The organism is Pseudomonas sp. N-1-13, from assembly GCF_057787095.1.
This window is the reverse complement of record NZ_JBYNRI010000001.1, coordinates 2,368,531-2,380,448: the sequence shown is the minus strand read 5'-3', so window position 1 is coordinate 2,380,448 and position 11,918 is coordinate 2,368,531. Positions and strand designations below refer to the sequence as shown.

Below are 11,918 nucleotides of genomic sequence, written 5' to 3'. Positions count from 1 at the left end.
CGCACGCAAGCGTTGTTCGGCGTCTGACGCAGCTCCACGTCTTTTAATGCATGCACATCAAAGCCTTACCAATGACCACTGACTCAACCTCAAACCGGCACGCTGCTTGCTTTATTTAATATCGTATACGAAATCCTCAATACGATATTTCATCCGCATTTATTCGACAGCGAGGCATTTATGAAAAACCCTGCATTGGCTGTAGCCCTGAGCGTTGCCCTCACGCCCCTTTTCATCGCCCCCGCTCACGCCGACAAACTCGACGACATCATCGGCTCCGGCAAACTGCGCTGCGCCGTGACCCTGGACTTCCCGCCCATGGGTTTTCGTGACGCTGGCAATAAACCCGCTGGTTTTGACGTGGACTATTGCCACGACCTGGCGAAAGTCCTCGGCGTGGAACCCGAAGTGGTGGAAACACCGTTCCCGGACCGGATCCCGGCGCTGGTTTCCGGCCGTGCGGACGTGATCGTCGCCTCCACCTCCGACACCCTGGAGCGGGCCAAGACCGTGGGCCTGACCGTGCCCTACTTCGCGTTTCAGATGGTGGTGCTGACCCGCGACGATACCGGCATCAACAGCTACGACGACCTCAAGGGCAAACCTCTGGGTAACACCAGCGGCACCTACGAAGCCATCGCCCTGGAAAAAGACCAGAAGAGTTGGGGCAGCGGCAGTTTCCGCGCCTACCAGTCGCAGAACGACACGCTGCTGGCCGTCGCCCAGGGCCACATCGATGCGACCGTGGTGACCAACACCGTGGCGGCCGCGACCATCAAGTCGGGCAAGTACAAGAACCTGAAAATCGCAGGCAACGCGCCCTATGTCATCGACTACGTGTCCCTTGGCGCCAAGCGCAACGAGTACGGGTTGATCAACTACCTCAATCTCTTCGTCAACCAGCAGGTGCGCACTGGCCGTTACAAGGAGCTGTTCGTCAAATGGGTGGGCACCGATATCCCGCCGGCCGACCTGGTGGTGCCGCAGGTTTACTACTGAGGATTGGAGCATGCCAAGCACGCCTACCCGTGTGACGGGCCGAAGTCTGGTGGAGGGTGCCGCCCAGGGCGCCCTGCTGTACGCCGATGTGGGCCTGAGTTTCTGGGGCGGGGTCGACCCGGCCAGCGGCGAGGTGATTGACCGCCATCATCCGTTGAGCGGCGAACGCCTGGCCGGGCGCGTGCTGGCGATTCCCAGCGGGCGTGGCTCCTGCACCGGCAGCAGCGTGCTGATGGAGCTGATCAGCAACGGCCACGCCCCTGCGGCCCTGGTGCTGGCCGAGGCCGATGAAATCCTGACCCTGGGCGTGCTGGTGGCGCAGGTGATTTTCCAGCGTTCCCTGCCGGTGGTGTGTGTCGGGCACGAGGCCTTCAAGCGGTTGCGCGGCCAGGGTTTTGTGCGCATTGAAGGCGCTCGGCTGACCTTGTCAGGTCAGCGCCCCAACGATGGCTGGCACGAGCTGGACTTTCCAACCCCCGCGCTCAGCGGTTCAACCATCAGCCTCAGCCAACAGGACCAGGCGCTGCTGGACGGCAGCCACGGCAAGGCGGCCCAGGTCGCAATGCAGATTGTATTGCGCATGGCCGATATCCAGGGCGCCACACAACTGCTGGATGTGACCCAGGCCCACATCGATGGCTGCATCTATACCGGCCCGGCCAGCCTGCGTTTTGCCGAACAACTGGTGCAATGGGGCGCGAAGGTGCGCGTGCCCACCACGCTCAATTCGATTTCCGTAGACCAGCGGCGCTGGCGGGAGCTGGGCGTCGACCCTGCCCTGGGTGAGCCTGCCAGCGCCTTGGGGGATGCCTACATGGCAATGGGGGCGCAGTTGAGTTTCACCTGTGCCCCCTACCTGCTCGACAGCGCGCCCAAGGCTGGTGAGCAGATCGTCTGGGCCGAATCCAACGCCGTGGTCTACGCCAACAGCGTGCTCGGTGCCCGCACGCAGAAGTATCCGGACTTCCTGGACATCTGCATCGCCCTCTGCGGCCGCGCGCCATTGACCGGCTGCCATCTTGACGCGCAGCGCAAAGCCGCGCTGATTATCGATGTGCCGCCGTTGGGGTCCGTGGACGACAGCTTCTATCCGCTGCTGGGTTATCACATCGGCAGCCTGACGGGCCGTCGCATCCCACTGATCCGCGGCCTGGAGCACGCCGCCCCGACGCGGGATGACTTGAAAGCCTTCGGCGCCGCGTTCGCCACCACCAGCGCCGCGCCGCTATTCCACATCGCCGGGGTGACGCCCGAGGCCCTCGACCCGGTCGATGTCCTGGAACCGGGAGTCAGTTTGCCGCAGGACACTGTCAGCGCTGCCGGCCTGCTCGCCAGTTGGCGCGAACTCAACAGCGCCCGGCACCGCCAGGTGGACGTGGTCTCCCTGGGCAATCCGCATTTTTCCTTCAGCGAATTCGCCGCCCTGTCGGCCTTGTGCGCCGGCCGCCACAAACATCCGGAGGTGGTGCTGGCGATCACCTGTGGCCGAGCGGTACTGGAACAGGCTCGCGAAGCGGGCCATCTGCAGGCTATCGAAGCCTTCGGCGCGCTCCTGGTCACCGACACCTGCTGGTGCATGTTGGGCGAGCCGGTCATTCCGCCCGAGGCCACCACCCTGATGACTAACTCCGGCAAGTACGCCCATTACGCACCGGGTCTGGTCGGTCGCGGCGTGCACTTCGCCAGCCTTGCGCAGTGCGTTGAAGCTGCGTGCAGCGCAACGGCCAGCGGTCAACCGCCGACGTGGCTGCAACCGACTGTCCATACGGGGGGCCTGACCGATGTTTGACTACAGTTTCCAGTGGCGCCCGGCCTTGCGTGCCCTGCCCGACATGCTCGCCGGGGCCTGGGTCACCTTCGAGACCGCGGCGCTGTCGATGATCTTCGGCGTGCTGATCGCCCTGGTGCTGACGGTGATGCGCCAGGCCCGCCATCCGCTGCTGCGCGGCGTGGGCAATGGCTGGGTGTCGATCGCCCGCAACACGCCCTCGCTGTTCCAGATCTACATCCTCTACTTCGGCCTCGGCTCTCTCGGGCTGCACGTCAGTTCCTGGCTGGCGTTGCTGGCCGGGATCACCTTCAACAACGCCGGTTACCTGGCGGAAAACTTTCGCGGCGGCCTCAAGGCCGTGCCGAGTACCCAGATGCGCGCCGCCCGCTCCCTGGGCATGAGCGCCTGGCAGGCCTACCGGATGATCATCGTGCCGCAACTGCTGCGCATCGTGTTCTACCCGCTGACCAACCAGATGGTCTGGGCGGTGCTGATGACTTCCCTGGGTGTGGTCGTGGGCCTGAACAACGACCTGACCGGCGTCACCCAGGAATACAACGTCAAGACCTTCCGCACCTTCGAATACTTCGCCCTCGCGGCGGTGCTGTATTACCTGATCGCCAAGCTGATCGTCGGGCTGGCCCGGCTGTTGTCCTGGCGATTGTTTCGCTACTGAGGGGGCGTCATGTTTACCACCAGCCTCACCCTTAACGACCTGCTGTTCTTGCTCGACGGGGCTTGGGTCACGCTGCAACTGACCGCGTGGTCGATCCTGCTGGGCTCCCTGGCCGGCTTGCTGTTCGGCCTGCTGCGGGCATTGCTGCCGCGGGCCAGCCTGCCACTGGCCTGGGTACTGGACGTGTTTCGCAGCGTTCCGCTGCTGATCCAGTTCGTGCTGTTCAACGCCCTCAAGAGCATCGTCGGCCTGAACCTGAGCGCCTTCGCGGTCGGTTGCATCGTGCTCGGCGTCTACGCCGCCGCCTACTTCACCGAGATCGTGCGCGGTGGCGTGCTGGCGGTGCCGTTGAGTACCCGGCGGGCCAGTCGCTCCCTGGGCCTGAGTTACCTGCAGGATCTGCGCTACATCGTCCTGCCGATTGCCACGCGGGTCGCATTCCCTGGCTGGCTGAACCTGGTGTTGGGCGTGATGAAAGACACCGCGCTGGTGATGTGGATCGGCATCGTCGAACTGCTGCGCGCCTCGCAAACCATCGTCACCCGCATCCAGGAACCGTTGCTGGTGCTGTGCATCGCGGGCCTCATTTACTACGTCATGAGCCTGGTGGTCGCCCGCCTTGGCGCACGTCTGGAAAGAAGGTGGCAGGAAAATGATTGAGATCGAGAACGTACACAAATCCTTTGGCGAGCTGGAAGTGGTCAAGGGCGTGAGCCTGACGGTGGACAAAGGGGAAGTGGTGTCGATCATCGGCGGCTCCGGCTCCGGCAAATCGACCCTGCTGATGTGCATCAACGGCCTTGAGCCGATCCACAAAGGCAGCATCCGCGTGGACGGCATCGAGGTTCACGACCGCGCCACCGACCTCAACCGCTTGCGGCAAAAGATCGGCATCGTGTTCCAGCAATGGAACGCTTTCCCCCATCTGACCGTGCTGGAAAACGTGATGCTGGCGCCTCGCAAAGTGCTGGGAAAAAGCAAGCAGGAGGCCGAAGCGCTGGCGCTGCGACAGCTGGAACATGTGGGCCTGGGAGACAAACTCAAGGCCTTCCCCGGCAAGCTTTCCGGTGGTCAACAACAGCGCATGGCGATCGCCCGGGCCCTGGCGATGTCGCCGGACTACATGCTCTTCGACGAAGCCACCTCGGCCCTGGACCCGCAATTGGTGGGCGAAGTGCTGGACACCATGCGCATGCTCGCCGAAGACGGCATGACCATGGTGCTGGTGACCCACGAGATCCGCTTCGCCCGGGACGTGTCCGACCGCGTGGCGTTTTTCTGCGACGGGAGGGTTCATGAGATCGGGCCGCCGGATCAGGTGATTGGTAATCCTGTGCAGCCGGAGACGGCGGCTTTTCTCAAGTCGGTGAAATAGCGGACGGCCCTTTCGCGAGCAGGCTCGCTCCCACAGGTTCTGTGGCGTACGCAAAACAGTGTGGGAGCGAGCCTGCTCGCGATGAGGCCCGACCAGACAACCCAAGGAGCAGCCAATGCGCTCATCAAAAATCATCCATATCGTCAGCTGCCACGCCGAAGGCGAAGTCGGCGATGTGATCGTCGGCGGCGTCGCACCACCGCCAGGCGCCACTGTATGGGAACAGTCACGCTGGATCGCCCAGGACCAGACCCTGCGCAACTTCGTCCTCAACGAACCCCGTGGCGGCGTGTTCCGTCACGTCAACTTGCTGGTGCCGGCCAAGGACCCGCGGGCGCAGATGGCCTGGATCATCATGGAACCGGCCGACACACCGCCGATGTCCGGTTCCAACTCGTTGTGCGTCGCCACTGTGTTGCTCGATAGCGGCATCCTGCCCATGACCGAGCCCCAGGCGCGCTTGGTCCTCGAAGCGCCCGGCGGGCTGATCGAAGCGGTGGCCGACTGCCGCGACGGTAAAGTCCAGCGGGTGGAAATCAAGAACGTGCCCTCCTTCGCCGACCGCCTCGATGCCTGGATCGAAGTCGAGGGGCTGGGGTCGCTGCAGGTGGACACTGCCTACGGCGGCGACAGTTTCGTCATCGTCGACGCCCAGCGCCTGGGTTTTGCTATCCGTCCTGATGAAGCGGCCGAATTGGTGGCCGTGGGGCTGAAAATCACCCGGGCCGCCAACGAGCAACTGGGCTTTGTGCATCCGTTGAACCCGGACTGGTCGCATATCTCGTTTTGCCAGATCGCCGCGCCCATCGTCCTGGAGAACGGCATCGCCAGCGGTGCCAACGCCGTGGTGATCCAGCCCGGCAAGATCGATCGCTCCCCCACCGGCACCGGTTGCTCGGCGCGCATGGCGGTGTTGCACGCCAAGGGGTTGATGCAAGTGGGAGAGCGTTTCATCGGCCGCTCGATCATCGGCTCCGAGTTCCACTGCCGTATCGATTCATTGACCGAAGTGGCCGGGCGTCCGGCGATTTATCCGTGCATCGCCGGGCGCGCGTGGATCACCGGCACGCATCAGTTGCTGCTCGACCCGGCAGATCCCTGGCCACAGGGGTATCGGCTTTCGGATACCTGGCCTGGCGCATGACTTCTTGAATTGGCATCGCCCCCTGTGGGAGCAAGCTTTGCTCCCACAAATTCCCTCGCCACATACCATTAACAACCGGAGACAACCATGAGCAAACGCATCAACTGGAGCGGCGTATTCCCCGCCGTCACCACGCAGTTCAACGATGACTTTTCCATCAACCTGGAAAAAACCCATCAAGTGATTTCCAACGTCATCCGCGATGGCGTGTCAGGCCTGGTGGTCTGCGGCTCGGTGGGGGAAAACACCTCCCTGAGCGCCGAGGAGAAAATCGCCGTGACCGAAGTGGCGGTGGATGCTGCCCGGGGCCGGGTGCCGGTGATCTGCGGCGTGGCCGAGTTCACCAGCGTGCAGGCGGCCAAGGTCGCCAACGCAGTGCGCCGGGTCGGCGTCGACGGCGTGATGCTGATGCCAGCGCTGGTCTATGGCTCCAAGCCGTTCGAGACCGCCGAGCATTTCCGCTACGTGGCCCGGCATGCCGACGTGCCGTTGATGGTCTACAACAACCCGCCGATCTACAAGAATGACGTGACCCCGGACATCCTGATTTCCCTGGCCGATTGCGACAACGTGGTGTGCTTCAAGGATTCGTCCGGCGACACCCGGCGCTTCATCGACGTGCGCAATGAAGTGGGCGACCGCTTTGTGTTGTTTGCAGGCCTGGACGACGTGGTGCTGGAAAGCCTGGCCGTGGGTGCCGAAGGCTGGGTCTCGGGGATGTCCAACGTGTTCCCCCAAGAAGGCGAAACCATTTTCCGCCTGGCCCGCGCCGGACGTTTTGCCGAAGCGATGCCGATCTATGAATGGCTGATGCCGATCCTGCACCTGGACGCCCGCGCCGACCTGGTGCAGTGCATCAAACTGTGCGAAGCCATCGCCGGTCGCGGCAGCGCCCTCACCCGCCCACCACGCCTGGCGCTGCCGGAGGAAGATCGCGTGTACGTCGAGCAGATCATGGCCAAGGCCCTGGCCAATCGGCCGGTGTTGCCGGATGTGGGGCTTTGACCGCAGGACATGGCGCTGACCGGCGGTGATAGCGCCGCCGCCATCGCGAGCAGGCTCGCTCCACATTCACCACAAATCCCTGTGGGAGCGAGCCTGCTCGCGATAGCGGTCTGTCTGAATCGACTATGCTGGATGTGCCGCCCTCATCGTGAGCCAGCTCGCACACAAGGTGCCCCATGAACTATTTCCTGGCCCAGGCCCTGAACAATCAGTGGGCCAATCACCGACTACTCACTGCCTGCGCGCCGTTGAGCGAGGCCCAATACCAGGCACCGCGCACGGGGTTCTTCCCGTCCATCCAGGCCACGCTTTGCCACATCCTGGAAGTGGACCGCTATTACCTCACCGCCCTGGAAGGCGACCGTGACGGCCAGATAAAGGATTTTTCCGAGACCCTGGCCTTTGCCCAATTGCTGCACAACCAGACTCAAACCGACCAGCGACTGGTGGCATTCTGCGAAGCCCTGCGGGAAACCGACCTCGCCCGCTCCGTCGATCTGGTGCGTGTCGACGGGGTGGTGCGCGAACGAATCGACCGACTGCTGTTGCACCTGTTCGAACATCAGATCCATCATCGCGGACAGGTCCACACCATGCTCAGTGCCACCCACGTCAAGCCGCCGCAACTCGATGAGTTCTTCCTCGACTGCGACCGCAGGTTTCGCGAAGAAGACGAGCAGTCACTGCAGCTCGGCGAAGACCGCGTCTGGCGCAACTACCTGCCGGGCTGAACCGATGATCCAACAGGAGACCTGCCATGAAACACATACTCGGTTGCATCGGCTTATCGTTGATGCTGGTGGCAACGACAGCCCTGGCCCATCACGGCTGGAGCGAGTACGACACTGACAACACCCTGCAACTCAACGGAACGATAGAAGAATCCGGCTATTCGCATCCCCATGGCTTCGTGCGCCTGAAAACGGCGGACAAAACCTGGACCGTGGTGCTCGCCCCGCCGTCACGCATGGAGAACCGAGGCCTGAGCAAGGACATGCTCAAGCCTGGCAACCAGGTGGGCGTGGTCGGCTATGCAAACCGCAACAAACCCGATGAGTTGCGCGCAGAACGCATCACCGTCGACAACAAGACCGTCGAGTTGCGCTGATGCAGGCCATCGAGGCAGGCAACGACCCGCAGGGCTGGCTGGACCAACTGGAAGGTTCGTCCCTGGCGCTGGCCATGCGCGGCGAACTGTGGCTCTACCCGTTGGTGGAGGTGGTGCACATCATCGGGTTTTCGCTGTTGGTGGGCGCGGTGGTGATGTTCGATTTGCGGGTGCTTGGGGTGTCCAAGGACATTGCCGTGACGGCGCTGGCCCGCCATCTACTGCCCTGGGCCCTTGCGGCCCTGCTGTTGATCGTACCCGCCGGTTTGATGATGTTCAGCGCCCATCCCCATGACTTCGCCGGCAATGGCGTGTTTATCCTCAAGCTGTGCCTGATTGCGGCGGCGGGCCTCAACGCCCTGGCGTTTCACCTCGGGATTTATCGCACGGTCAGCCAATGGAACACCGCCAGCGCGGCACCAGGACTTGCAAAAGCGCAGGCGGTGCTGTCCGTGGCGATATGGTTCACGGTGGTGTTGTGTGGGCGCTTGCTGGCCTATACCTGAGATAAAAAGTGCGATGGCCTTGCCGGCCATCGCCAATCGCCCACCTCAGGCGCGCTCAGATCCGTGCGGGTGACACGATGATTTTCACGTTGTGCTCCTTGTTGTTGACCAGTTCCTCGAACCCCTGGCCAACGATCTGCTCCAGCTGGATGCGCCCGGTCACCAGCGGCGAGATGTCCAGGCGCCCATCGGCGATGAAGGCAATCACGTCGGCGAATTCACCGTTGTAGGCCAGCGCGCCAAGTACCTGCTTCTCGGTGGAGACCAGTTCAAAGAAGTTGAACTCGCTCGGTTCCTCGAAAATCCCCACCAGCACACATTTGCCCGCCTTGCGGATCAGGTCGATGGCGAGTTTGGCGGTGTGCTTGTTGCCGATGCACTCGAAACTGACGTCGGCCCCCAGACCAGCGGTCAAACGACGGACTTCGGCCAGGGCGTCGCACTCGTTCGGATCGATCACATGACTGGCCCCGACTTCCAGGGCCTTGGCCTTGCGCGCACCGGACATTTCCAGGGCGATCACCTGCGCCGCGCCGGCGGCCTTGGCGCACATGATGGTGCACAGGCCGATCGTACCGGCGCCGACCACCACTACGTTCTGGCCCAACAGGCTGCCGGCCTTTTTCACCGCATGCATGCCCACCGCCAACGGCTCGATCAGCGCGCCGGCTTCGGCGGGAAAATCGGCAGGCAGTTTGTAAAGCAGATTGGCCGGCACATTGACCAGCTCCGCGAACGCACCGTTGTTCATCAGCCCGGTGAACGCCAGGTTTTCGCAGATGTTGTAGAGCCCGTGGGTGCAGTAATAGCAGGTGCCACAGTGCTGACAGGCATCGGCCGCCACCGGCTCGCCGACGCTGAAGCCCTCGACACCAGCCCCCAATTCGACGATTTCACCGCAGAACTCATGGCCGAGGATGCACTGGCCCTTGATGCCGGTCAGCGGATGCGGCGCGTCCACCGGAATGAACACCGGCCCGGCCACATATTCATGCAGGTCAGAACCACAGATGCCGCACCACTGCACGCGGATCTGCACCCAGCCGGCGGGCGGCGCTACGGGCAGCGGCACGTCTTCGACGCGGATGTCGTTGCGGCCATGCCAGACAGCGGCGCGCATGCTGCGGGTAGGCTTGATTGAAACGTTCATAGCGTTGCCTCCAGAATTTTGTAGGGGCGACGAATCACCGCGCCGCCCGCTTGATCAGTGCTGCTCAATGAACCCGAGGATCAACCGGTTGACCTGCTCGGCCGCTTCCATTTGCACCATGTGCCCCTGGCCGGGCAGCACCTCGACCTGGGCACTCAGCCCGTCGCTGTGGGCTGCCGGGATGATCGCGTCGTCGCTGCCCCAGATCACCAGCGTCGGGACGTGGCCGGCCTGCACCACTTCGCGTAAATCCACCTGCTGACGGCCGTCGGCGAACAGCGTCGCTGACAGTTGCAACAGCGCAGCGTCCACACCCTCCAGGCGCTTGTACTTGAGCATGTCATCGAGCATCTGCCGGGTGACCAGCTCGGCATTGGAGAACAGTTGCACCAGTTGCGGCTTGAGGGCGTTGCGGTTGGCCGCTTCGACAAAACCTTTGAGGTAGCTGCCATTGATCTGCGCGCCCAGCCCGGCACTGCCGATCAAGGTCAGCGACCGCACTCGCTGGGGCATCAGGCGCGCGGCGTTCAGCGACACCGCCCCACCCATGGAATGCCCCACCAGATGCACAGCGTTGATGTCCAGGTGATCGAGCAAGGCCAGCACCACGCCGCTCAGTTCGTCCAGGTCACCGCGTTGCAGTGTCTTGGCGGATTCGCCATGGCCCGGCAGGTCCAGGGCGATGACCCGACGCCCGGCCGCCAGTGCTTCGTGGTTGAACAGCCAATTGTTCAGGTCGCCGCCGAAACCATGCACCAGCAGCAGCGGCGTGCCGCCTTCGCCACGCTCGAAAAAGCGGATCACCCGGCCATCCAGTTCGACTTTCTGCGGTTTCGGGCCGCTGTCTTCGTCGGCAGCGTCGCCGGGCACAAAGGACGACTGGAACTGCTCGATGACCGCATCGATCTCGGCATCGCTCGCTTCACCGTCGACGACAATCCCGAGCAAGGCGCCGACCGCCAGGGTTTCGTCCTGTCGGGCAACCTGCCGCCGCAAGATCCCGGAGAACGGCGCTTCGACGCTGCTGGAAATCTTGTCGGTTTCCACGTCCATCACTTCATCACCCTTGGTGATGGCCTGGCCCTCCTCCTTGAGCCAGGCATCGACCCGGCCTTCGGTCATCGACAGGCCCCACTTGGGCATGGTCAGGGTATGAATCTGGCTCATCAGCGCTTGCTCCACTCGATCACGTTGAGCACGGCTTGTTCGATCTTCGCCGCGTCAGGGATGTACAGGTCTTCCAGGGCATCGGAGAACGGCACCGGGGTATGGGGCGCGGTGACCATTTCAATCGGCGCCTTGAGCGCGCCAAAGGCTTTTTGCGCCACCAGCGCGGAAATGTCGGTGGCCATTGAGCAGCGTGGGTTGGCCTCATCGATGACCACCAGGCGCCCGGTTTTCTCGACGCTTTCCAGGATGCTGTCCTCGTCCATCGGGCTGGTGGTGCGCAGGTCGATGACCTCGCAATCGATGCCGCGCCCGGCCAGGCTGCGGGCCGCGTCCATCGCGGTATTGACCATGCGCCCGTACGACACCAGGGTCACGTCTTTGCCGTCGCGCAGAAAATTGGCCTCGCCGAAGGGAATGGTGTAGAGCTCTTCCGGCACCTCGCCCTGCATGCTGTAGAGCAATTTGTGCTCGCAGAAGATCACCGGGTCGTTGTCGCGGATCGCCTGGATCAGCAGGCCCTTGGCGTCGTAAGGCGATGACGGACACACCACTTTCAGCCCCGGAATGTGCGTCCACAAGGAGGTGAGCATTTGGGAATGCTGGGCGGCGGCACGCAAGCCGGCGCCGACCATGGTGCGGATCACCAGCGGCGTGGAGGCCTTGCCGCCGAACATGTAGCGAAACTTCGCCGCCTGGTTGAGGATCTGGTCCAGGCAGCACCCGGCGAAGTCGACGAACATCAGTTCGCACACCGGGCGCACGCCACAGGTCGCCGCCCCGACCGCCGCGCCGACGTAACCGATTTCCGACAGCGGCGTATCCAGCACACGCCCGGGAAACTGGTCGTAAAGCCCCTTGGTGACACCGAGCACACCGCCCCAGGCGTCGTTTTCACCGGGCGCGCCGGCACCACCGGCGACGTCCTCGCCCATGATGAAGACGCTGGAATCGCGGCGCATTTCCTGGGCCAGGGCTTCATTGATTGCCTGCTGATAGCTGATTTTTCTCGCCATG

Annotated in this window: 13 protein-coding genes; 10 read left to right on the top strand and 3 right to left on the bottom strand. The window is 63.2% G+C overall.

Features of this window, described 5'->3' with window-relative positions; all coding sequences use genetic code 11:
* Positions 1-180: 180 nt before the first annotated feature.
* The 10 genes from AC3I65_RS10840 (at position 181) to AC3I65_RS10795 (ending at position 8,584) form a co-directional block, all read left to right on the top strand.
* Positions 181-999, top strand: a complete 819-nt coding sequence (locus tag AC3I65_RS10840; protein WP_047228976.1) for an ABC transporter substrate-binding protein — start codon at positions 181-183, stop codon at positions 997-999.
* A gap of 10 nt (positions 1,000-1,009) precedes the next feature.
* The gene (gene lhpI / locus AC3I65_RS10835) at positions 1,010-2,788 is read left to right on the top strand and encodes a cis-3-hydroxy-L-proline dehydratase (protein ID WP_488523712.1); all 1,779 of its coding nucleotides are present in this window, start codon (positions 1,010-1,012) and stop codon (positions 2,786-2,788) included.
* Positions 2,781-3,446, top strand: a complete 666-nt coding sequence (locus tag AC3I65_RS10830) for an amino acid ABC transporter permease (protein ID WP_047228974.1) — start codon at positions 2,781-2,783, stop codon at positions 3,444-3,446. Before lhpI ends, AC3I65_RS10830 begins: the two co-directional genes overlap by 8 nt.
* A 9-nt stretch (positions 3,447-3,455) precedes the next feature.
* A complete protein-coding gene (locus AC3I65_RS10825; RefSeq protein WP_076385195.1) occupies positions 3,456-4,106 on the top strand; it encodes an amino acid ABC transporter permease in 651 nt (216 codons plus the stop codon).
* The gene (locus tag AC3I65_RS10820) at positions 4,099-4,821 is read left to right on the top strand and encodes an amino acid ABC transporter ATP-binding protein (protein WP_139050469.1); all 723 of its coding nucleotides are present in this window, start codon (positions 4,099-4,101) and stop codon (positions 4,819-4,821) included. The genes AC3I65_RS10825 and AC3I65_RS10820 overlap by 8 nt, the downstream gene beginning before the upstream one ends.
* Before the next feature lie 115 nt (positions 4,822-4,936).
* A complete protein-coding gene (locus tag AC3I65_RS10815) occupies positions 4,937-5,965 on the top strand; it encodes a trans-3-hydroxy-L-proline dehydratase (protein WP_488523711.1) in 1,029 nt (342 codons plus the stop codon).
* Positions 5,966-6,052: 87 nt separating this feature from the next.
* Positions 6,053-6,970, top strand: a complete 918-nt coding sequence (locus tag AC3I65_RS10810; RefSeq protein WP_047228970.1) for a dihydrodipicolinate synthase family protein — start codon at positions 6,053-6,055, stop codon at positions 6,968-6,970.
* Positions 6,971-7,146: 176 nt separating this feature from the next.
* Complete coding sequence (locus AC3I65_RS10805; protein ID WP_047228969.1) at positions 7,147-7,701, top strand: DinB family protein; 555 nt, start codon at positions 7,147-7,149, stop codon at positions 7,699-7,701.
* A 26-nt stretch (positions 7,702-7,727) separates the two neighbouring features.
* Positions 7,728-8,078, top strand: a complete 351-nt coding sequence (locus AC3I65_RS10800; protein WP_047228968.1) for a DUF6152 family protein — start codon at positions 7,728-7,730, stop codon at positions 8,076-8,078.
* Complete coding sequence (locus tag AC3I65_RS10795) at positions 8,078-8,584, top strand: DUF6644 family protein (protein ID WP_047228967.1); 507 nt, start codon at positions 8,078-8,080, stop codon at positions 8,582-8,584. Before AC3I65_RS10800 ends, AC3I65_RS10795 begins: the two co-directional genes overlap by 1 nt.
* Positions 8,585-8,639: 55 nt before the next feature.
* Here the strand turns inward: AC3I65_RS10795 and AC3I65_RS10790 are convergent, their stop codons facing one another.
* The 3 genes from AC3I65_RS10790 to AC3I65_RS10780 form a co-directional block, all read right to left on the bottom strand.
* Positions 8,640-9,704, bottom strand: a complete 1,065-nt coding sequence (locus AC3I65_RS10790; RefSeq protein ID WP_230682633.1) for a 2,3-butanediol dehydrogenase — start codon at positions 9,702-9,704, stop codon at positions 8,640-8,642.
* An 84-nt stretch (positions 9,705-9,788) separates the two neighbouring features.
* Positions 9,789-10,901 (bottom strand): acetoin dehydrogenase dihydrolipoyllysine-residue acetyltransferase subunit, encoded by a 1,113-nt coding sequence (locus tag AC3I65_RS10785; protein ID WP_445577792.1) that lies wholly within the window; start codon positions 10,899-10,901, stop codon positions 9,789-9,791.
* Complete coding sequence (locus AC3I65_RS10780) at positions 10,901-11,917, bottom strand: alpha-ketoacid dehydrogenase subunit beta (RefSeq protein ID WP_047228964.1); 1,017 nt, start codon at positions 11,915-11,917, stop codon at positions 10,901-10,903. Before AC3I65_RS10780 ends, AC3I65_RS10785 begins: the two co-directional genes overlap by 1 nt.
* Position 11,918 lies beyond the last annotated feature (1 nt).

Coding starts and splice junctions, on each gene's coding strand:
- AC3I65_RS10840 (WP_047228976.1), top strand. CDS start 181: ATGAAAAACCCTGCATTGGCTGTAGCCCTGAGCGTTGCCCTCACGCCC.
- lhpI (WP_488523712.1), top strand. CDS start 1,010: ATGCCAAGCACGCCTACCCGTGTGACGGGCCGAAGTCTGGTGGAGGGT.
- AC3I65_RS10830 (WP_047228974.1), top strand. CDS start 2,781: ATGTTTGACTACAGTTTCCAGTGGCGCCCGGCCTTGCGTGCCCTGCCC.
- AC3I65_RS10825 (WP_076385195.1), top strand. CDS start 3,456: ATGTTTACCACCAGCCTCACCCTTAACGACCTGCTGTTCTTGCTCGAC.
- AC3I65_RS10820 (WP_139050469.1), top strand. CDS start 4,099: ATGATTGAGATCGAGAACGTACACAAATCCTTTGGCGAGCTGGAAGTG.
- AC3I65_RS10815 (WP_488523711.1), top strand. CDS start 4,937: ATGCGCTCATCAAAAATCATCCATATCGTCAGCTGCCACGCCGAAGGC.
- AC3I65_RS10810 (WP_047228970.1), top strand. CDS start 6,053: ATGAGCAAACGCATCAACTGGAGCGGCGTATTCCCCGCCGTCACCACG.
- AC3I65_RS10805 (WP_047228969.1), top strand. CDS start 7,147: ATGAACTATTTCCTGGCCCAGGCCCTGAACAATCAGTGGGCCAATCAC.
- AC3I65_RS10800 (WP_047228968.1), top strand. CDS start 7,728: ATGAAACACATACTCGGTTGCATCGGCTTATCGTTGATGCTGGTGGCA.
- AC3I65_RS10795 (WP_047228967.1), top strand. CDS start 8,078: ATGCAGGCCATCGAGGCAGGCAACGACCCGCAGGGCTGGCTGGACCAA.
- AC3I65_RS10790 (WP_230682633.1), bottom strand. CDS start 9,704: ATGCGCGCCGCTGTCTGGCATGGCCGCAACGACATCCGCGTCGAAGAC.
- AC3I65_RS10785 (WP_445577792.1), bottom strand. CDS start 10,901: ATGAGCCAGATTCATACCCTGACCATGCCCAAGTGGGGCCTGTCGATG.
- AC3I65_RS10780 (WP_047228964.1), bottom strand. CDS start 11,917: ATGGCGAGAAAAATCAGCTATCAGCAGGCAATCAATGAAGCCCTGGCC.